The sequence below is a fragment of the Clostridium sp. AM54-37XD genome, from assembly GCF_003478225.1.
Lineage (GTDB): Bacteria > Bacillota > Clostridia > Lachnospirales > Lachnospiraceae > Coprococcus > Coprococcus ammoniilyticus.
The window spans coordinates 162680-183530 of the sequence record NZ_QUEV01000002.1 but is presented as its reverse complement, the minus strand read 5'-3'; the positions used below and the strand labels follow the sequence as shown (position 1 = coordinate 183530).

Sequence of the window (20851 nt, the reverse complement as noted above, 5' to 3'; positions counted from 1 at the left end):
AGCATGATAATATTTAATTGTTTTTATAGCTACATCATTTGATGTTCACTTTATTCATATGAGGGGTAATTTATAGACAGGCGGCTGCTTCTTACAAGTCAAAGAAGCAGCCGCCTTTGTAGTCTTACCAGATTATTATATAATGTCACTACAGACTTCGTCTGTCTGCTCTGCACAATTCTGCATATAGAAAATCCCTAGATCGTGCCTTTTACAACCAATGTGCTGACACCGGGATCCGCCGTCCATACACCGGTAACCGGATTCTGTGTATAGGTTGCAGCCGGGACTGTGATCTGACCCGCAATCGTTGTAAACACTCCTGTTGTCTCATCATAGGTATAGTTTGTTGTCTCTGCCCATGCCGTTCCATTAAAGGATACTGCAAGGTTTGACAAAAGCGGATTAAAGGTATCCACTATCACCGCATCGGTTCCGATATCTGCCGGTGCACTTCCTGCATTCTGGATCAGGAATGTATAGGTCAGTGTTCCGTTCTCTGTTACAGGAACCGGACTTACCGACTTTGTGATCGTAAGGATAGGTTCACTCTCTGTACCGATTGTCTCTGTTACCGTGATTGGAGTAATGCCACCACCTGTCACAACTGCTGTATTTGTGATCGTTCCTGCTGCATCCATCGGTGCCAATGCATTCACCTCTGCCTCATATACAACTGTAATATCTCCATTTGCAGGAACTGTAAGCCCCGAGATTACAAGCGATGGTACTCCTGTTACAACAGGTGCAGTCTGAAGAACACCATTCACATAATATTTTACAGTATCTGCAATATATGTGAGTGGAACCAGCGTTCCCTCCCCGAATGTATATGCTCCCAGATTATCTGTGATCGTGATACCGCTAAGTGCTGTGGCTCCTGCATTTACGATCGTGATAACATATGTCACTGTATCATTCTGACCATATGTCTTTCTGACTGCGGTCTTACTTGCTGACAGTACCTCCAGCAGTTCTCCGACTGCTATATTGGAATTTGCTATGGAATTACCATAGCGAAGCTGTGCCTGATTGGTAAACTGTGCCATAAATTGCTCTCTTCCTTTCTTATATTCAGGTATAGTACAATATATGACAGAATTATTATTTTGTTATTTTTATTAATTATCTTTCTCCCGGAGTTTTACGACCAACTCATAAACCTCAGGATGTTTTTCTTTCAAATGCTCATCCAGCAAATGTCTTCGTTCTTTAAACTTCTCCGCAAGCTCCGGATGTTCCTTTGCAATACGGTCATGGATCTCTCTACGATGCTCCTCGAAGCGTCTGGCAATCGTTTCCTCTTCCTTACCTGATATATGAACGATCTCCTTCAGATGCTCTTCCAGATGCTCTAACCACTCATCCTCATCCATAGCTTCCATATGTGACCAGCTCCATGCAAAAGCTCATCAACATCTCCGGTCTGTTTCAAATGCTCGATCTGAAGTCTGATCTGCTTCTCTATCTCATCTTCACTCTCCGCTCCAAACGCCCAGACAAATTCCTGAACCCTGTTATCTGCACGCTTTCTGGACGCACTTCTCGGCTGATTGTCTACATCCCCCTCTAATGGATATGGTCGCTTAATTCCCATATCCTTTAAGGCAATATGTACTGTTCGTCTGACACAGCCTTCCTCAATCAGATAACCAAGTCCCAACTTACGCAGCTGTTCATTCACATCTGCGATATGCTCTGTCATGTAGAAACGGATTCCCTTATCCTTTAACGACTGATATAACATGGCGATCCTGTCAGCCGCTGTTATATCGATACTGCCGATTCCACTGGCATCTATGATAACCGCCTTTGTCTCAGGCGTGATATGATCTTCAATATCTCTCTGGAGGATCTGTATATTCGCAAAGAACAGATTGCTGCTGAACCGATAGATCAGTACACCGGAGATTGCATGGATCTGGCTGCTCTCCTTCAGATCCCGGAAATGCTTATGCCCCGGCTGGATTCCAAGGAAACATCTTGCAGGCTTGGCTGTCCGTATGATCATCTCTGTAAAGGAAAGAAGAATACCGATCAATACACCGTTGATCGTGCCAAGTAACAGCACACCAAAGAATGCCCCGAAAAAGATCAGGCATTCTGTACGGCTGACTTTAAAGAGTCTTGCCGCAAGATCAAATTCCGTTGCTCCAAGCAACGCTGATATCACAATAGCTGTAAGCACAGGAACCGGAAGATAACCGATAAATCCGGTCGCACAGACCAGAACAACGATCATGGAAAGACCTGCTATGATACCGGTAAGCTGTGTCTTTGCCTGATACTGTTCTCCCATTGCCGTTCTTGATACCGAGCCATTGATCGGACAACAGCCGGTAAATGCCGCAAGGAAATTTCCCATTGAAAATGCCAGAATCTCCTGGTTATCATTGATCCGGTAACCATTCTTCTGCGCAAAATTATTCTCCGCCAGAAGTGTCTCTGCCATTATAACGACTGCTACCGACAGGCTGATCGTTACAGCCTCGCGGATCGATATCACACTAAAATCCGGAACCGCCCAGTGTGGGAGTCCGGTATCAACAGATGCAAGTGTCTGCACACCCCAGTCCTCTATAGGAAGCAGATATGTCATGCCTGCCCCGGCTATCATCAAAAGAACCGCCATCGGGAATTTTGGGATCAGCTTCTTACATACCAGCAATAGCACAAGAGCCGCAAGTCCCAGTACCACCGACTGCCAATTGATATCTTTGGCTGTCTTTATAATATGTTCTGCCAGCTCAAAAAACTCTCCGGTTCCTGCCGATCCTCCCATCAGCTTCGGTACCTGCATTAGTATAATAGTCGTACAGATTCCGGTAATGAATCCGCCCATAACCGGTGCCGATATATAGTTGACCAGTTTTCCTGCTTTCATAATATAAAACGCCAGAAGCCACAATGCCACAAAGAAGGTCAGTACCGGAACAACCGCCATCGCCTCCTCTGATCCACTCTCTATATGAAGCTTAACAATGCCGACCCAATAAGGGCTGCCGGAGCTGCATCCACTCCAAAAATAAACTGAGGCGATGTCGAGGCCAGAGCAAATATCAAGATCGGAAATACCGAACCATACAGTCCATAGACCGCAGGAAGTCCGGCAATCTGCGCATATCCCATGGAGATCGGAATGGATACTGCCATGATAATAATACCTGCAAGAAGATCCTTTATGAAATTTTTCTTATCATAATGACGTAATGTAGCCGCTAATGTTATCTTCATCTCTGCCTCTTATATCTGTATATTCTTATACTGCAATTATAAAAGAAAAGTGGAGCTATGCACAACCATTATCTTTGCCTTTCTTCTATTCAGCCCCCTGTTATCAACCATCTGATATATGACATATATCAATTGCACCATCCATTGTCTATCTCCGATTGGATCTCCGCCAAATCTTTCTCGCTTCTGCTTCCCTGATCAATTCATCTCTGAAATCAGGGTGTGCGATCGATACCAGAGCCTCTGCCCGCTCCCATGTTGAACGGCCTTCCAGATTCACAACCCCATATTCCGTTGCCAGAAAATAAACCTGACTTCTTGGAGAAGTAACGATATCTCCATTAAACTGTGGATGAATTCTTGAATGAACCACCCCTTTACTGTCCTTGTACACAGAACTCATGCAGATAAATGCTTTACCTCCCTTAGATGCAGATGCACCAACGAGGAAATCCAACTGTCCACCGGTTCCGGATATCTGTCTGACACCTGCACTCTCCGCTGCCACCTGACCATACAGATCAACAGCAACACAGCTATTGATGGAAACCATGTTATCAATCTCACCGATCACTCCGGGACGATTCACGTACTCTAACGGATATGCCGCGACTCCCGGATTATCGTCAATCCAATCATATAGGCTCTTGCTTCCGACCGCACAACCAAATACTCCTTTTCCGCGATCGATCTGCTTGTATTTGTTCGTGAGTTTTCCCGCCAGATACATTTTCAGATATGCATCGCTGCAAAGCTCCGTATGCATACCAAGATCCTTCAGATCAGACTCCGCAATGATATCACCCAGTGCATTCGGCATACTTCCAATACCGATCTGCAGGGTTGCTCCATCCACAATATAAGGAATGATCAGTTCCGCAATCTTACGATCAACTGCAGTCGGCTCTGGCATCAGCATATCCGGATACGGTTCATGCTCTCCTTCCACGATATAATCAATATCCGAAATATGGATACACTCATCATAACCGCCGCGAACCTTCGGAAGATTCTCATTGATCTCTACGATCACGATATCTGCCGCACGCACGATTGGTGCTGCCACTCCGGTATTGACCGAATAATTAAAATATCCATGCCGATCCATCGGTGACACACTGAGCATAACTACATTTACCTTAAGAAAATACTCATAATATGCTGCATTATTATGAAATACCATCGGAATATAATAACAGAGTCCACGATCACATAACGACCGCTCATATGCTGAACAATGCCAGCTGTGATAAGTAAAATGCTCCTGACTCTCATCACATTCTGCAACTGCGATCGGCCCTGAGATCAGATTACCACGGATCTTAACATCAAACAGCTCGTCTCTACGTTTCGCCAATGCCCGATCCAGGATCTCCGGCTTTCCAAGTGAACAGGTATAATCCACCCAGTCACCATCTTTTACAACGGAAACCGCTTCCTCCGGTGTGCGGAGTTTTCGTCTGTATTCCTCTAAAAAATGTTCGTATGTCATACTGTTCCCTCCTTCGCTTATCCGTCCCTGACACAAATTATGCCTGTAAAACCTCTGACAGCTTCGTGTCTGACTGCAATACTTCTATCGCTTTCTTTCGGTACTGTTCTTCGTGAAGATAAGTATACCGGAATGGTTTTATAGCCGGTGCTTTTTCGATCGCACGGATGAAATCTTCCCGCTTCATGCCGACTGTCTTCACATAATCCCAGAATCCGGTATCTGTAAATACCGTATTGATCCGCTCATATCTGTGATCCTGAACAACACTCATCAGGTATGTTGCAACTCCGACCTGAATACCATGAAGCTGCGGACGTTCCAACATCTGATCCAATGCATGTGATATCAGATGCTCACTTCCACTGGTCGGCGCACTGTCTCCTGCAATCTCATTTGCCACACCGCTCATGGCAAGAGAATCTAATAGTTCTTTGATAAACCGTTCATCGTGAATGTCTTTAAACGGCGTCCGCACAAAGCTGTTAACCGCCTTCTTCGATATCATCATCGCAAAGTCATTTACTGAACCATGTCCATGTGCTTCTTCAAAATTCCAGTCATAAAGTGCCGTGATCTTCGATACCATATCACCGATACCGGAAAACAGAAATGCCTCCGGTGCCCCCTTTATCACATCGATATCTGCAAAGATTCCATATGCGATCCCTGCCGGTACAGATTTGCGTCGTCCCTCCATGATCAGAGATGCGCTGGCACTGGAAAATCCATCACTGGATGCCGACGTCGCACGCTGATAAATGGCAGTTTTCTTAAGAAGCCACAATATTTGGCCGCATCAACCACCTTACCGCCTCCGATACCAAGTACCGCCTGTGCAGTATTCGGGAATGAAAATGCAAGCTGCACCAGATCGTCGATCCGAACGGTATCCATCTCCATATATTGGAGCACCTCAACACCGCTGTCTGACATACCCTCCATCACCGTATGTCCAAACATATCGATCAACCCATTGCCAAACAGGATCACAACCTTGTAGATTCCCTCATCTGCAAGATAACCCCCGATCCGTCTGAGCAGATCTTTCTCCACCTTTAATATCGATGGTATCTGTATCTCCCTGGTATCAATCTTCGCCATAATCGCCAACCTCCTGTAGCCCTGTAATTTATTATACATTCTCTTATTCAAAATTTCTGCATTACTCTATATTCTGCACTACTCTGTATTTTGCACTACTCTATATTTTACACTATTCTATATTCTACATAATTATATACTCAACATACTCTATTTTAACCCAAACTGCAACTTATTCCATTCAGACCAACACTAACATAGAGCAGTGGAAATACAAACGATTGGTATGATGAACTAACGCCTAAAAAATTTGAAGCCGGAGGGATATATATTTTATGAAGCAGACCTATTATTACGTCGGTCCTTAACGAATCACCATCTGGTGATGAGTTTAGTACCGCTACGTAATAATCGAACGAAAGTGCTCTGCGTAATAAATATATATCCCACCGGCTCCAAATTTTTCACAGCCTTAATTGTATTTCCACTGCTCAGACTGCAGCTGGAGGTCAACCATATGCTTGTAGATGCCGTTCCCGGCTTTCAGGTCCGCAGGTGTCCCCTGCTCCGCAACTACGCCATCCTTCAACACAACGATCTTATCAACACCATCTACCGTACGCATTCTATGTGCAATGATAAGTACCGTCTTATTCCGGATCAGCTTGGAGATAGATTCCTGAATAACCGACTCATTATCTACATCCAGAGATGCGGTTGCTTCATCCATCAGAATGATCGGCGCATCCTTTAAGAACGCTCTTGCGATCGAGATTCTCTGACGTTCGCCACCGGACAACTCGGAACCGTTTTCACCGATCATGGTATCCCATTTATCCGGAAGCTTCTCAATGAAATCTGTACAGTTTGCAAGCTTTGCTGCTGCCATAACTTCTTCATCGGTCGCATCCTTTTTACCGATCCGGATGTTCTCCATAATTGTATTATTGAACAATGTAACATCCTGGAACACGATCGAATACAAGGACAATAACTGCTCCGGATCAATTTCCAGAACATTCATGCCGCCGACTGTGATCGTACCGGCATTGTTATCCCAGAATCTTGCTGCCAGTCTGGAAACCGTTGTCTTACCACCGCCGGATGGTCCGATCAGGGCTGTGACCTCACCCTGCTTTGCCGTAAAGCTGACATCGGAGAGTACCTGCTCTCCAGCCTTATAGGAGAATGCCACATGATCAAATACGATGTCATATCCCTTATTATCCGGATTCTCTCTTCCTGTCTGTTCATCATGAGACAGGATCTCATCCATACGCTCACAGTTCTTATTGATACTGATAACGGCAGCCAGATTCTGAAGCGAGATCTGAAGCGGCTCATACATTCTGGTTACAACCAACAGAAATGCAAAGAACGTCAGTACACTGATCTTGCCATCAACCAGAAGAATACTTCCAACAAGTGCCACTGTCCCGATACCAAGCTTTAAGATCATCTGTGCGGAGCAGACAAATGCTGCATTTGCAAATTCGGATACTATCGCATGATGCTCGACATCCTTGATCTTTTTATTCAGACCCTCCATATAAGAATCAGCCATATTATTGGAACGAAGATCACGAATCGTTTCCAGACCTTCCTGTATCCCGTCCAGACATGCAAGCTTATAGGTTATCGTCTTCTCATGAACCTTACCCATAACTGTCTTTGAATAACCAACGATGGCAAATGCTACCGGCATAACCCATACAGCCGCCAGCGCCATTCTCCAGTCGAAGAAAAACAGCCCGATCACGATCAATGTTGTAGATATAAATGCGCCTACAAGCTCAGGAATCCAGTGTGAGCTTGCTGTCTCGATCAATGCACAGTCGGACATGATTGTATTTGTCAAATCTGCAAGATCCTTCTTGCCAAAGAAAGAAAGCGGAAGCTTTCTCAGCTTTTCTGCAAGCGTTCTGCGACGGACTCCACTCTCTACGTAGGTCGAATAGAAAGTCGAATTATATTGAAAACTTGTTGATATTACAATTAACAATAAAGTTACACTGATTCCAATAATAAAGAATATCAGTTTATCCTTTGGAACACGGTTCTCCAACAGGTAGGAAGCTAATTGATACAGCAGTCCTACCGGGAGCATCAGCACCAGATTGGAGATCGTAACTGCCACAAAGGCGCGAACCATAGCATTTGCACCCTTTTCGGACAAGGCATATTTGTGCTTTAATTTTTCTATCATGCTGTTTCACCTTTCCTTCCTACCTGCCAGTTGACAGATTTGTTATATTCCTTCCACATATGAGTATAGATTCCGTTCTTTTCCGACAGTTCCTCATGTGTTCCGTTCTCTGCGATCTTACCATCCTTCAGCACATAGATGCAGTCCGCATCCGTTATGGTTGACAGGCGATGCGCGATCATGATAACCGTCTTGTCCTTTGCCAGATTCTCAAACGCTTTCTGAACCAGACGCTCATTATCCGGATCGGCAAATGCTGTTGCTTCGTCTAGGATCAGGATCGGTGCATTTTTAAGAAATGCTCTTGCGATCGATAACCGCTGTGCTTCACCACCGGATACATAGATTCCCTTGGAGCCAATCATCGTATGTACCCCCGCCGGGAACTTCTCTATGATATCCATACACTGAGCAGCAGAAAGTGCCTGCATAACTTCTTCGTCAGTCGCATCCGGTCTACCCATTCTTATATTTTCCAATATGCTGATCTTTAACAGCTTGCTGTCCTGAAATACATACGATACTTCTTCCATCAGTTTCTTAGTGTCAATATTTTTAACATCCACACCACCGATCTTTATGCTGCCATCCTTTACATCCCAAAATCTTGCAACCAGAGATGCCAATGTCGTCTTACCACCACCGGATGGTCCAACGAAAGCGATATGTGCACCGGTCGGAATCTTCATGGATATATCGTCAATTGCATTTTTCTTTGCTTCGTCATAGGCAAATGTAACATGCTCCATCGTGATCGATGCATCCTTTGGTATCTCCTGCTTTTCTGTATTTACCAGAGGCTTTGCATTTAGAATATCATCCATTCTCTGTAATGCATCCTCCACCAGCATCTGGGATTCGCCTGCATAGGCAATCTTCATCAGTGTAGTTGTAAGAACCGAAGTGATCAGGATATAGAAGATCAGGTTTAATACAAATGTATTACTTACATGATTACCACCCAGAATGTAAGCAACAATGATTAGTGCTGCAAAGATTCCATTTGCTGACATTGTAAACAGCACCATCGGCTTCATCATCCCCTTGGTGTAATCAAGCGTCCATTTCTCATAATCATCGATTGCCGCTTTGAACTTCTTGAATGAGTACACCGTCTGTCCAAAGGTCTTAACAACCGGAATACCTCTTACATACTCAACTGCCTCGGAAGACATGGTCTCAAGTGCATTCTGATACTGCTTCATATCCTCTGCCATCTTTGGTCCCATCATCAATGTTCCCATCATGATAAATGCCAGAACCGCAGGAATCAGACTGGCAATTCCCAGTCTCCAGTCAAATACGAACATCACCACTAACAGTCCAACCGGCGTTGCAACGGAAACTACTTTATCCGGAAGGTTATGTGCGAGGAAAGTCTCTGTTGCTGCACTTGAATCATTTACAACCTTACGGAGCTTTCCGGTTCCTTCTTTCTCAACGTAGCCAAGCGGCAGCTTCATGATATGCTCCATCATAGTGGTTCTCATATTTGCCTGTACACGAAAGGCCGTAATATGGGAGCACATCAGCGCGACAATATAGATAACCATTGCAAGCAGGGCAAATCCAACAGCCTGCCAGCCATAGGTTTTGATATGTGTCGCATCTGCGAAATCCGGCCGAACCTCAAGGATCTCTTTCATAATACGCCAGATATCATAAAATGGTATCAATGCGATCCAAGCAGAAAGGATCGCAAGAACACAGGACGCATAGGTAAAATACTTATACCCTCCTGCTATGCCCATGAGTCTGGACAATGCACTTTGTTTCTTTTCTTTCATAGTTAACCTCCTGTTACTAAAGTTAGCATTTACTAACCTGTATTTATTTTTATAGGACTGGTGCATGTTGTATTTCATGCAGCAGTCCCTATTATCAGAACTTCATTCCGATCACCGCCTGCCAGCCCGCATAGTTAAATGCTCTGACATTTGCCATAAATTCTTTTGCCTCTTCATAGCTTTTATCATGTGTGATAAGTTCATACACATACTGCCATCCGTTCCTGCAATATACATGGATAAAAAAATCATCTATCGAATGTCCTCCATCCGAAAACTGCTTCGCAAACTGTTTATAATAGTATTCTTCCTTTGCCGCAAGCCTGTCAAAATATGTCTCATATTCTGTTCCCGCCGAACAGCAGAAGATCAGTTTGAATTCTTCCTGATGTCTGTAAATATATTCCAGTACAAGATCCGTTCCTTCATCTCCGGCATCCTCCGCCCGACTGATATCTGTCGCTTCTCCTGCTTTCTTTATGCTGTCAGAATAAATCGCCATTAACTCATCTGCGGCTTCTTTTACAATCGCCGTAAATAAGCCACTCTTGTCGCCAAATCTTGTATAGATTGAATTCGTGCTGACTCCACTGTCTGCCGATATTCTCCGCAGGCTGGCATCATGGAATCCATATTGTAAGAATTCCTTTCTGGCACTATCCAATAAATTTTCTGTTACACCTTCTGATTCTTTTCTCATAAACCACACCTTGATCACTCATCGTCATTTATATGCAATATAAAATAACAGCGTTATTATAACGCTGTTATTTTATAAAAGTCAAGCTTATTTCTTTAAAATTTCTTCTCCATACAGATAAAATGTTTGTCAAACAGATCACATTCCCCGACAGTTCTAAATCCGATCTTTGCATATGTCGAAAGTGCTACCACATGGCCTTCCCGAACCAGAATATGGATTCCTTTCATGCCCCTGTTCTTCAACACATCACCGGCATAATTCATCATCTGCTTTGCGATTCCCTGTCCCTGCATATCCTTTCTTACACAGAGTCTGGACAATTCTCCCGACGGTGCCTGATCTTCATGCCAGCAGGTCAGTGACTCCACGGCATCGTCATGGTCGATTGAGATCGTCGCAATGATCTCTCCTGCATCGTTCTTCATCACAAACAGGTCTTCATTCTTAAGGTCAAATGCGATCGTGTTCTCATCCGGGTATGTCTCGCTCCACTCACATGGTCCCCCGATCATCGCATGGTATAAAGCCAGCAGTTCATCTTTATCTTCTTCTGTTGCATTCATTATCTGCATGGTAAGTCCTCTCTTTTCTGTCTTTCTTCGTTTACTTATTCACTCTGCATCAAACAGGTCTTCCATTTCCTCTACGGCTTCATAGTATTTGTTCATCCACTCGCTCATCCGGTCAATTTGTTCTCTGTCCGCTTCCACCTGCTCAATATCCTCCGGCCATTCATCACCCTCATCTATGCCCTGTTGCAGGAGCCAGTTCTCCGCACACTCAAACCGGCACATTCTACCATCGTCACTTTCGATTGTTACCAGCACCAGAAGCGGTTCCCCGGGCATCCGCTCCTCGCAGCCATAATCTGCTTCATCTATTCTGGTCACAGACCACATGTTATGCATCTCCTTTTTCTTTTGCAACTATAAATAAATTAATATTCATTATAACACAGGTCATCTCAAAACTGAAAACAGGTTCTACCAACATTTCATTGTCGATAAAACCTGTTTAAATTTATTCTGTATTATCCTTTATATTAACAGATATTTTTACTTGTTATGTTTCCTTTTCCTGTCCAAAGTTACCACAAGGTCAATGTTGGAAACCTAACCAACCTTCTAGATCTGCTGTGTGTCATATCCTACAAGAGCCAGATAATTAAGAGCCTCTGCACACTCTGATGCAGAGAATGCAGTTTCTGCACCCATCTTCTTTGCCAGTTTGGAAAGTGTATCCATTGTATTTACTGACTGTCCGTTTACCTTAGACATGGAATCTTTTGTGATTCCCATTATTGCCTGCACCTGTGACATGGAAGATTCAAAATTGGCAGCCGTAGTAACCGATGCTGTTCTAAGAGCAGTCACCCCTGCTGTAACGGGTAATAGTTTCTGTCCGGCAGAGGAAATGTTATCTCCTATGGTCTTTAACTTTTCTCCGGCTGTGGCTATCTTCTGGACTGCCATAGCTGACTGATTTGCCTGTGTTTCAAGGTTCTTCAAATCCTGCTCCGTCTCTACGATTTCCCTTTGAAGGGCATCATACTGTTCCTGTGAGATTTCTCCATTGGCAAGTGCTGTATTTGCCTGTTCTGCTGCCATCTTTAAGGTTGCCAGTTTTTCTTTTGTTTCACCAACGGCCTCAGCAAGCAGTTTATGTTTTTGTGCCAGAAGTTCCGTATTGCCCGGATCCAGTTTCAGCAGTTTGTTAACATCCTTCAGCTTCGACTGGGTGGACTTGATCTGTCCATTCACACCTTTAAGGGCATTCTTTACACAATAACTCCATATAATTACCGGAATCAGACAAAGCCGAAAAAAAGAAAGAAGATTAGGAACCGTAATAATTCTATTCAAATTTTCTGCCTGATTCACTTCACTCTGCATGTACGGTCACCTCACTTTCCTTTTTTTTAGACATAAACCAATAAAATATAACACAAAATGCTAAAGCAAACACAACACCAAAAACATTTTGAATCACTCTAAGACTAACCGCTCCTTGTAGTCCATAAGTCTCTGCAGCAATGGCTAAGGCACCAAATGTGTTAAATACTGCCTGCCAGCCATATTGTGCTGAAAATCCTACACCGATTCCACCAAGAATTCCTATATATGCATAGATTGACGAAGGAAGCAGAAAATATAATACTGTAAAACATATAACACCTGCAATATTTCCGACAATCCTTTTACGGACTCTGTAGTGCATATCTTCCATAAACGGCAAAATCACGGACATGGCCGCAATACCAGCCCACATTGCACGTGGCATATTACAAAATTCTGCAATGCAAAGGACAATCGGTACGCATAAAATCTGACATATCTGCCATTTTGTTCTGGAAGAAGTGATATCAAATTCTTGTATCAGATCTTTCAGATTTCTTTTATAAGTTCTGTTTTTATGATTTCGATAAAATACGAAGCAGGTAAGTGCTGCACCTAAAGCCATTCCGACTAATCGCATCTGATAGCTTTTTCCCGTAACATCATAACCATATAGCAGCAGATACCCAAGAACCAATGTAGATTGATTAAACATGAGTGGATTATGGCATCCGAACAGAATCAACACAGCCAGTGCCGCAATATTTAACAGCATTCCCAATACCGGTGAAAACTGATTTGCTAAATGCGGACATACAGTCATAATTACAAAGAACAAAGCCAAAAGCATCGTAGATTGTCCGGTGTGGATCCCCAAATCCGCATTTCTAAACACCATGAGACATAATAAGACTACTACACCTACAATGCTGTTCTCATTTCCAAATAGGGTGCTGAAAATACTAACAAAGAAAAAACAAAATGCCATTGTAACAGCTATCTTCACCAGATATACCCACATATGATATAATTTTTCTTTTAGTGTTTCACTCTTTTTCAACAGTTTTTTAGAACCTGCCTGATTTAACTGCAACTCCTGATAAAATGTCATATAAATCCTCCTATCTTCTAATTTATCTTAAAACTATATAATCTCATCTTTCTGCTTTGGCAGCTCTATAACAAATCTGCATCCACCATATTCACGATTTTCTGCTTTGATTGTTCCTCCGGCACTATCTACAATCCGTTTTACAAGTGCGAGACCTAGGCCATTTCCTTCTGCTTTATGAGATCCATCTACCTGATAGAACTTGTCAAATATTCTGGATTTTACATCATCCTCTATTCCTGGTCCTTCATCTTCCAAAATGAACTTAACAGAATCCTGTTCTTGTTTCAGAAACATCGTAATTGTCCCCTTTGAAGGGCTGAACTTAATCGCATTATCCAAAAGATTTATCCAGATATGCATAAAAAGTCCTTCATTCCCAGTATATTTAACTTCCTCCAATTCTACCTGAAAACCAATTTCTTTTTCTGTCCATTTTGTTTCCAATGAAAGAAATGCCTGGCGGATCTGTTCATCCAGACGATATTCTGTTTTTTTCATTGGTATATTCTGATTCTCTAACTTGGATAACAGCAAAATATTACCAACCAATCCGGAAAGCCTTTGGGTGTTAAATAAGATTTTTTCTACATATTCCTCTTGATCCGGAGACAGTTCTTCTCCCTGAAGCAGCATTGTATATCCTTCAATGGCATTAATCGGGGTCTTAAACTCATGAGAAACATTAGATACAAAATCCATCTGCAGCACCTCTGTTGCACGAAGTTCTTTTGTCATAACGTTAAAACTTTGATAAGATTCTCCAACTTCTGCTATACGGCTGTTCGTTTCCAAATGCTGTTCAAAATCTCCCTGAGAAACTTCCTTCATTGCTTTACTAAGTCTGGTAATTGGTTCCAGTAACTTTGCATTGATAAAGGAAGTGATCAGCCCTGCAATCAATGTATTGAAAATCAAAAGCCAGCCAAGCACAGGTATGCTGCCCGGCAGATTAAAAAAATGATTCAAAAAAGCAAATAATAAAGCAGATATGACTGTTGAAAATACAAGTGCCAGCCAGATTGCACCAGTCAGACAGGATCGGATCCGCAATCCTTTTTTTTTCTTTTGTTCCATTATTTTTTCACCACCTTGTATCCAATTCCACGCATTGTTACGATTTCAAAATCCGGGTTATCTTTAAAACGCTCTCTGAGTCTTCCTATATGTACCTCTATTGTATGTGGGTCTGCCTCCGTCTCGTACCCCCATACTTCATCCATCAACTGTTGTTTTGTAAATGTTCTGCCTGGCGAAGCTGCAAGCTTATATAAAAGCAGGAATTGTTTTTTAGGTAAAACAAGACTTTCCTTATCAGTTGTAACCGTCATTGCATCATAATCAAACTCTGTTGAACCGATCACAATTTTGTGTTCATTCAATATCTGTGCACGGCGAAGCAGTGCTCCGACTCTTAAAACCATTTCATTCACATTTACCGGTTTTACCATATAATCATCACTTCCCGAAAAAAATCCCTGACGCATATCATCAAAGGAACCTTTCGCAGTGATCATAAGCACTGGTATCTGATATCCTGCTGAACGAAGTTCTGACACCAGTTCATAGCCATCCATAACCGGCATCATAATATCAGAAATGATCAGATCAATATATTCCTTATCCAATACTTCTAATGCCTGTGCTCCATCCGATGCACTTTTGACTTGATATCCATTCTTCTCAAGCACTTTTTGGAATAGCTGGCTTAATTCTTTATCATCTTCTACAATCAATATTTGAAACACGTTTTCCTTCCTCCTTATTAAAACAGATACCTTGCCCATCCAAGCAGATGCTGTACCAAAAATATTTTTCTCTGACGTTTCTTTGTTAATTCGATTGGCTCTACATGATATGGATCATTATAAGTTCCACCTTCTAATATCTGGCGGGACACCTTTTCATATTCCATCATGCCCTCTTCCAACTGTTTATTAATATCTTTACTGCGTATTACAAGCATCAGTTCCGTATCCAGATATACACTTCTCATGTCCATATTAAAGGAACCGATTACAGACAGATCATCGTCAATCAGAATACTTTTTCCGTGATATGAATAACCGCCTTCATATTCCCAGATATTAATTCCTGTACTTAAGATTCTATTTCTGTTTTTCGCATAATCGGCAGACCCAAATGGATTCCTATTATTCGCAACTGAATTTGTCATGATAGAAAAATCTGAAACGTTCTCTGCAATCTCCTCCCATGTATTATACATCATATCATTACAGATAATATATGGCGTGTGGATCTTCACACGATTTTTTGCATTTTTCATCAATTCTCCCAACTGATACCACACTACTGGTTCTTTGGAACCTGTGTGAATAGGATTTGACACTAATGTAATCTTTTCTGTCTCAAAAGTTTCGTCCGTATAATCGGTCTCGCAGATTCTTTCCTTATTCTCCTCAAAATATTTCTGATAGCTGTTCTGCAGCTCTAAAACTGCGTTCTTTACAGATTTTCTATTTGCCAGTTTTTTATTGTTATGAAAATAACCACTGTCTTCCTGATTCCATATGGTTTCAAAATACTCTGACAACTGGTTAACTGAATTTTCTTTCTCAGGTTCATCGCAAACCACTAACACGTCTCTGTCATAGTTCTTATGTCCCGGGAAATCACCCAGGAAATAATTGTGTATATTTCTTCCCCCAAGAATATATCTCTTTCCATCTGCAATCAAATATTTATCATGCATTCTACCCATCATTTTCCACGGTTTCAATGGATTGGCCTTATTATACAGTTTAATTTCAACATTCTCATGGGAAGATAATCCATAGAAATACGGATTTCCTTCCATATCAATCCAGCTCTCCATTCCATCTACTAACAGACGAATATGTACACCTCTGTCTGCCGCATCATGCAGTGCTCCTAAAATCAATTTTCCACTTTCATCGGATTGAAATGCAAAAGTAGAAAGAATAATTTCCTTTTTTGCATTCTTGATCAAACGCACTCTTTGTAAAAGCGCTTCTGGATTCTTTTCTATGATTACTGCCCGTTCTGTATTTTCACTGCATTCGTTCCATGACCCATTTTTTGTTTCTTTTTTGGTTGTATTGGACACTTCCGGCTGCTTTTTATATGCAACGCAGATTCCGAGCAATTCATAAAAAGCCACACATAAAAAAATTGCCAGTATAACAAGAAGGATTTTACATATTTTATGCTTTATCATTGTACATCACCTGATTCCTTTTTATTCCATACTTATACAATACAAAGTCAATCTCAATTTAACCTCAACAAAATTTATTTTTCATGCGTCATTTCATCTGTTATGATTAGATATGGAGTCATAAACCAACAATATTTTTCAGCTTTATTTATCATACTGATACAAACTTCTTCTCCTACTTGTATAAACTTCAGGATAAAGTTCCCGAAGGTTAATTTTCTTCATTATGTACCTCCATTTCGATTCACGGGTGATTGACGGGTGAATCGAATGGAGGAGGGCGGCAGAAATGTTTGGTTTCAACCGCCGCGACATCTCAAGCGCAAATCATCGCTGTTAAATAGCAACGGTTTTGTGTTTGGAGTGCTTATTCCTAAAAATCAAAAAAGAAAGAGCCGATAACCGTGAGAATATCTCATCGATTATCGGCTCTGCGTCTTTGCGTCTGGCTCTTTCCAAATAACAAAAAATGATTAGGGCAATCCGAAACTCAATCGTCTATTTTTCATAGAGAACACTGGCCGTCCTCATAGCGTTATTCTATTTTCATCATGCGGTAGCCCACACCAATATGTGTTTGAATATATTGTGGAGACTCCTCTGTTGGCTCCAGTTTTTTTCGCAATGTTGCCATAAATACCCGCAGCGAAGCCACATCGTTATCCCAACTGCGGCCCCAGATATTTTGTGTGATAAAGGTATGGGTCAGTACCTTGCCGACATTCTTGGACAGCAGGCACAACAGCTTATACTCAATGGGTGTCAGGTGAAGTTCGTTTTCATCCAGATAAGCGCATCCCCCGGCATAATCCACTTTCAACTTACCATTCACAAATACAGAACTGGCAGTAAACATCTCTGCCGTCATCAGAGAGAGTCTTCGCTGCGTCACCCGAAGTCGTGCCAGCAGTTCTTCTACCGAAAAGGGCTTTGTCAAATAATCGTCCGCTCCGGCATCCAGCGCCTTGATTTTATCGTTATCCTCGCTTCGGGCGCTGATTACAATAATCGGAACATTGGACCAAGAGCGAACCGTTTGAATGACTTGAATGCCATCCATATCCGGCAAGCCCAAATCCAGTAAGATGATTTCAGGATTGTGCGATGTGGCCTCCATAATGGCTGCCGAGCCATTAGGTGCTACCACATAACGATAATCATTTGTTTTTAAAGTGGTCGTAATGAGATTTCGTACAGACGGGTCATCCTCAACCACTAATATCAAAGGTTTATTCATGAAGTTCTACCTCCTCTGCAGGTAATGTAAATTTAAAAACAGTGCCATTTGGCTGATTGTCTGATACGGAAATCGTGCCGCCGTGGGCGGTCACAATGGACTTACAGAGGGACAGCCCCAATCCAAGGCTTCTGCGGCTGTCGACCACTTTATTGGCCCCACTATAAAACATATCGAAAATACGGGGTTTCTGCTCATCGGGAATCCCAGGGCCGTTGTCGGAAACGGAAACCGTGACCCATTGCTCTTTTTGATCGGTGTGTATTTCAATTACTGAACCGACAGGGGTATATTTGATGGCGTTGTCAACCAAATTGATAATCACCTGAACGATCAGCTTCGCGTCAATGTGGGCAAGGATAAAGTCTTTACCGCTGGTCACACGAATGGTGTGTTCTTTACTTTTTCTGTTGATGTGCTTCAGCGCTTCAGAAACGACCTCATCCATGAGTTCGATACTCCGAGTTAGATTGACCTGTCCGCCCTCAATTCGTGTGACTGCTAACAAATTTTCAACCAGATTGATTAGCCACATGGAATCGTCATAAATATCAGTAAAGGTCTGCTCCCGTAGTGCATCGTCCATTTTTTTATAATTTGCAAGCAAATTGTCTGCGCTGCCGGAAATCGCTGTCAAAGGCGTCCGAAGATCATGGGAGATTGCCCGCAGCAGGTTGGCACGAAGTTGTTCATTTTGTGCCAGGACAGCCGCTTCCTCCTTCTCCTTGGCATTTTTGATGTTTTCCAGCGCCAATGCGCACTCGCCAAGAATGGAAAGAAGCACGCTATTTTCAAAAGAGTCCAATGGAGTACCGTTCACAGCAATACCAGCTACTCCATATACATTCTGGTTAACCCGAATCGCAAGGTATAAACACTTTGCACTGGATAATGTATCTGTTGTGGCACCGGCGTGTTTATTGTTTCGGAAGGCCCAATCGGCGACTGCTTTCTCGTTCTCAGAAATTAAATCTTCCTGAATGCTATTAACAGCACGAAAAACGTTAGGGGTGGCAAGTTCTTTACCATCAGACAGGTAGACGACAATATCTTTTTTCAGCAGCTTCATGAGCTGCCCTGCCGTAGCGGTGATTACCGCATTCTCATCCTGCTCTTTTTGCAGAAGCTGGTTGGTTTCAAAAAGAATCTTTGTACGGTAAGCTGTATGGGCAGATTGTTTCGCATTTTCTTTCAGCCGGGTAGCGAGAGATCCGGAAAGCAGTGTTACTATAAACATAATGGTAAAGGTAATAATATAGTTCGGATCGTCAAAATGGAATGTCAGTCTCGGAGTGGTAAAAAAGAAATTGAAAACCAGCACACTGACAACCGAGGTCAGAATCCCGCACAGTCGGTTGGTTGTGATTACAGCGGTCACAAGTACGCCTAATATATAAACTGCGATAATATTACTCTCCGTGAACCCAAGAGCGTCAAAGCCACAGCCAATTAGTGTAGCTACCAGCAATACAGCTATACTCTTCAGAACATCACGCAGGGGCATCGCATCTACCTGCGCCTTACTCTTTTTTTCCTGATAGCTGGTTCCTGTGCTGGCATCCGGTATCACATGAATATCCAGATTAGGTACGCTGGAAATCAGGCGTTCCGTCAAGGTGGGCTTGCTGAAAATATTCTTTCGTGCAATGGTACTTCGTCCAATTACGATTTTTGAGATGCCGGAAAGACGGGCAAATTCCGCAATCTGATAAGGCACGTCATCGCCATAACTTGTCTCAATCGCAGCGCCAAGTTGCTGGGCCAGACGCTTATTATCCTGCAAACGCTTTTTATCATCGTCACTCATCGCCGCTGTATTTGACGTTTCCACATAAAGAGCGGTAAATGTTCCCCGAAAGGCTCTTGCCATCCTTGCAGCAGTCCGAATAATTTTTGCGTTGGATGGCGACGAGGAAAGACATGCCAGAATGCGCTCGTCTGTATGGTAATCGCCTCGGCTCTGTACTCTGGCGCTTTCCGTCAGCAAGTTCACCCGGTCAGCGCACCGACGGAGGGCGATTTCCCGCAATGCGGTGAGATTTTCCAGCGTGAAAAAATTAACTGTTGCCCGCTGCGCCTGATCTTCCCGGTACACATTTCCACTTGCCAGTCGTTCCAGCAACTCCGCAGGCTCAATATCCACCAGTTCTACCTGATCTGCTTGATCAAAGGTGGAATCCGGAATGCGCTCCCGCACAAGAATTCCGGTGATAGAGGCTACTGTATCGTTGAGACTCTCAATATGTTGGACATTTACAGTCGTATAGACATCAATTCCAGTATTTAGCAGTTCCTGAACATCCTGATACCGCTTCGTGTGCCGACTGCTTTCGGCGTTGGTATGGGCCAACTCATCCACCAGTATGAGCTGGGGATTTCGCTTGAGCGCAGCATCAATATCAAATTCACGAAGGGTCATTCCTTCGTAAGCAACTTGTTTCACCGGAAGCTGCTCCAAGCCGTCCAGAAGTGCCATCGTCTGGGGTCGGGCATGGGGTTCTATGTATCCAGCAACCACATCGATGCCACGCTCCTTAGCCTGATGAGCCGCCTGAAGCATGGCATAGGTCTTTCCGACACCTGCGGCATAACCGAAAAAGATTTTGAGTTTTCCGCTTTTCTTAGTGGATGCATCGTTACGGATCGCACGAAGAAACTGATCCGGATCTTGTCTTGGCAGTTCCATTTTAACCCTCCTATCTGTCACTCAAGTAAAAGCGATTCCATTTTTCAATATTATAACACACAACGTCAAAACCTACATCTGCGACTGATCCACGGCAAATTTGTTCAGGCATCCAATGAAAAAATCGACGACAGGTGATTTTTTGGAATCCCTCCATAGTGCTATTTGTGTGATTTGATTCTGGGTAATCGGCTCAAAATTGTTTTCCAGAAAAACATCCAGTTTATTCATCAGAAAATACCCAAAAATAAATATGGCTGATGTACTTACAAGTAAAATAACATCCTGCATAGATTCACCCCCAATTCCTTTGATTT

The 20851-nt window shown here is 42.9% G+C and carries 17 protein-coding genes and 2 pseudogenes; all 19 read right to left on the bottom strand.

Annotated elements, in window-relative coordinates; all coding sequences use genetic code 11:
• Positions 1-197: 197 nt before the first annotated feature.
• On the bottom strand, positions 198-1049 hold the full coding sequence (locus DXA07_RS02535) for a hypothetical protein (protein WP_118483259.1): 852 nt from the start codon (positions 1047-1049) through the stop codon (positions 198-200).
• Positions 1050-1121: 72 nt separating this feature from the next.
• On the bottom strand, positions 1122-1385 hold the full coding sequence (locus DXA07_RS13880) for a hypothetical protein (protein ID WP_348980724.1): 264 nt from the start codon (positions 1383-1385) through the stop codon (positions 1122-1124).
• Positions 1355-2944, bottom strand: coding sequence for a SulP family inorganic anion transporter (locus tag DXA07_RS02530; RefSeq protein ID WP_348980723.1), 1590 nt, complete (start codon positions 2942-2944; stop codon positions 1355-1357). Before DXA07_RS02530 ends, DXA07_RS13880 begins: the two co-directional genes overlap by 31 nt.
• A gap of 20 nt (positions 2945-2964) precedes the next feature.
• A complete protein-coding gene (locus tag DXA07_RS13875) occupies positions 2965-3234 on the bottom strand; it encodes a SulP family inorganic anion transporter (protein WP_348980722.1) in 270 nt (89 codons plus the stop codon).
• 148 nt (positions 3235-3382) lie between these two features.
• Entirely contained in the window at positions 3383-4726 is a 1344-nt protein-coding gene (locus tag DXA07_RS02525; protein ID WP_117822248.1) for an acetyl-CoA hydrolase/transferase C-terminal domain-containing protein, read from the bottom strand.
• A gap of 37 nt (positions 4727-4763) precedes the next feature.
• Positions 4764-5869 (bottom strand): annotated as a pseudogene (locus DXA07_RS02520) (iron-containing alcohol dehydrogenase family protein).
• 373 nt (positions 5870-6242) lie between these two features.
• Positions 6243-7976 (bottom strand): ABC transporter ATP-binding protein, encoded by a 1734-nt coding sequence (locus DXA07_RS02515; RefSeq protein WP_117822249.1) that lies wholly within the window; start codon positions 7974-7976, stop codon positions 6243-6245.
• A complete protein-coding gene (locus DXA07_RS02510; RefSeq protein WP_118483257.1) occupies positions 7973-9763 on the bottom strand; it encodes an ABC transporter ATP-binding protein in 1791 nt (596 codons plus the stop codon). Before DXA07_RS02510 ends, DXA07_RS02515 begins: the two co-directional genes overlap by 4 nt.
• Positions 9764-9857: 94 nt before the next feature.
• The gene (locus DXA07_RS02505) at positions 9858-10463 is read right to left on the bottom strand and encodes a TetR/AcrR family transcriptional regulator (RefSeq protein ID WP_117808210.1); all 606 of its coding nucleotides are present in this window, start codon (positions 10461-10463) and stop codon (positions 9858-9860) included.
• A gap of 95 nt (positions 10464-10558) precedes the next feature.
• Positions 10559-11038: a GNAT family N-acetyltransferase gene (locus DXA07_RS02500; protein WP_008402123.1), complete on the bottom strand. Its 480-nt coding sequence runs from the start codon at positions 11036-11038 to the stop codon at positions 10559-10561.
• A gap of 39 nt (positions 11039-11077) precedes the next feature.
• Entirely contained in the window at positions 11078-11365 is a 288-nt protein-coding gene (locus DXA07_RS02495; RefSeq protein ID WP_021943411.1) for a hypothetical protein, read from the bottom strand.
• A gap of 225 nt (positions 11366-11590) precedes the next feature.
• Complete coding sequence (locus tag DXA07_RS13870) at positions 11591-11938, bottom strand: phage tail tape measure protein (RefSeq protein ID WP_348980730.1); 348 nt, start codon at positions 11936-11938, stop codon at positions 11591-11593.
• Between the two features lie 303 nt (positions 11939-12241).
• Positions 12242-12358: pseudogene (locus tag DXA07_RS13255) on the bottom strand (CDP-alcohol phosphatidyltransferase family protein); the annotation flags it as partial.
• Positions 12348-13412 carry an FUSC family protein gene (locus tag DXA07_RS02485; RefSeq protein ID WP_117808207.1) on the bottom strand — a complete coding sequence of 355 codons (1065 nt, stop codon included), beginning with the start codon at positions 13410-13412 and terminating at the stop codon, positions 12348-12350. The pseudogene DXA07_RS13255 and the gene DXA07_RS02485, both read right to left, overlap by 11 nt.
• Before the next feature lie 33 nt (positions 13413-13445).
• Positions 13446-14489 carry a HAMP domain-containing sensor histidine kinase gene (locus DXA07_RS02480; protein WP_005421561.1) on the bottom strand — a complete coding sequence of 348 codons (1044 nt, stop codon included), beginning with the start codon at positions 14487-14489 and terminating at the stop codon, positions 13446-13448.
• On the bottom strand, positions 14489-15199 hold the full coding sequence (locus DXA07_RS02475; RefSeq protein ID WP_005421560.1) for a response regulator transcription factor: 711 nt from the start codon (positions 15197-15199) through the stop codon (positions 14489-14491). Before DXA07_RS02475 ends, DXA07_RS02480 begins: the two co-directional genes overlap by 1 nt.
• Positions 15178-16611: a phospholipase D family protein gene (locus tag DXA07_RS02470; protein ID WP_117808205.1), complete on the bottom strand. Its 1434-nt coding sequence runs from the start codon at positions 16609-16611 to the stop codon at positions 15178-15180. The genes DXA07_RS02475 and DXA07_RS02470 overlap by 22 nt, the downstream gene beginning before the upstream one ends.
• Positions 16612-17146: 535 nt before the next feature.
• Positions 17147-17848, bottom strand: a complete 702-nt coding sequence (locus DXA07_RS02465; protein ID WP_008402109.1) for a response regulator transcription factor — start codon at positions 17846-17848, stop codon at positions 17147-17149.
• Positions 17841-20534 carry a sensor histidine kinase KdpD gene (locus tag DXA07_RS02460; protein WP_117808203.1) on the bottom strand — a complete coding sequence of 898 codons (2694 nt, stop codon included), beginning with the start codon at positions 20532-20534 and terminating at the stop codon, positions 17841-17843. The genes DXA07_RS02465 and DXA07_RS02460 overlap by 8 nt, the downstream gene beginning before the upstream one ends.
• Positions 20535-20851: the final 317 nt, after the last annotated feature.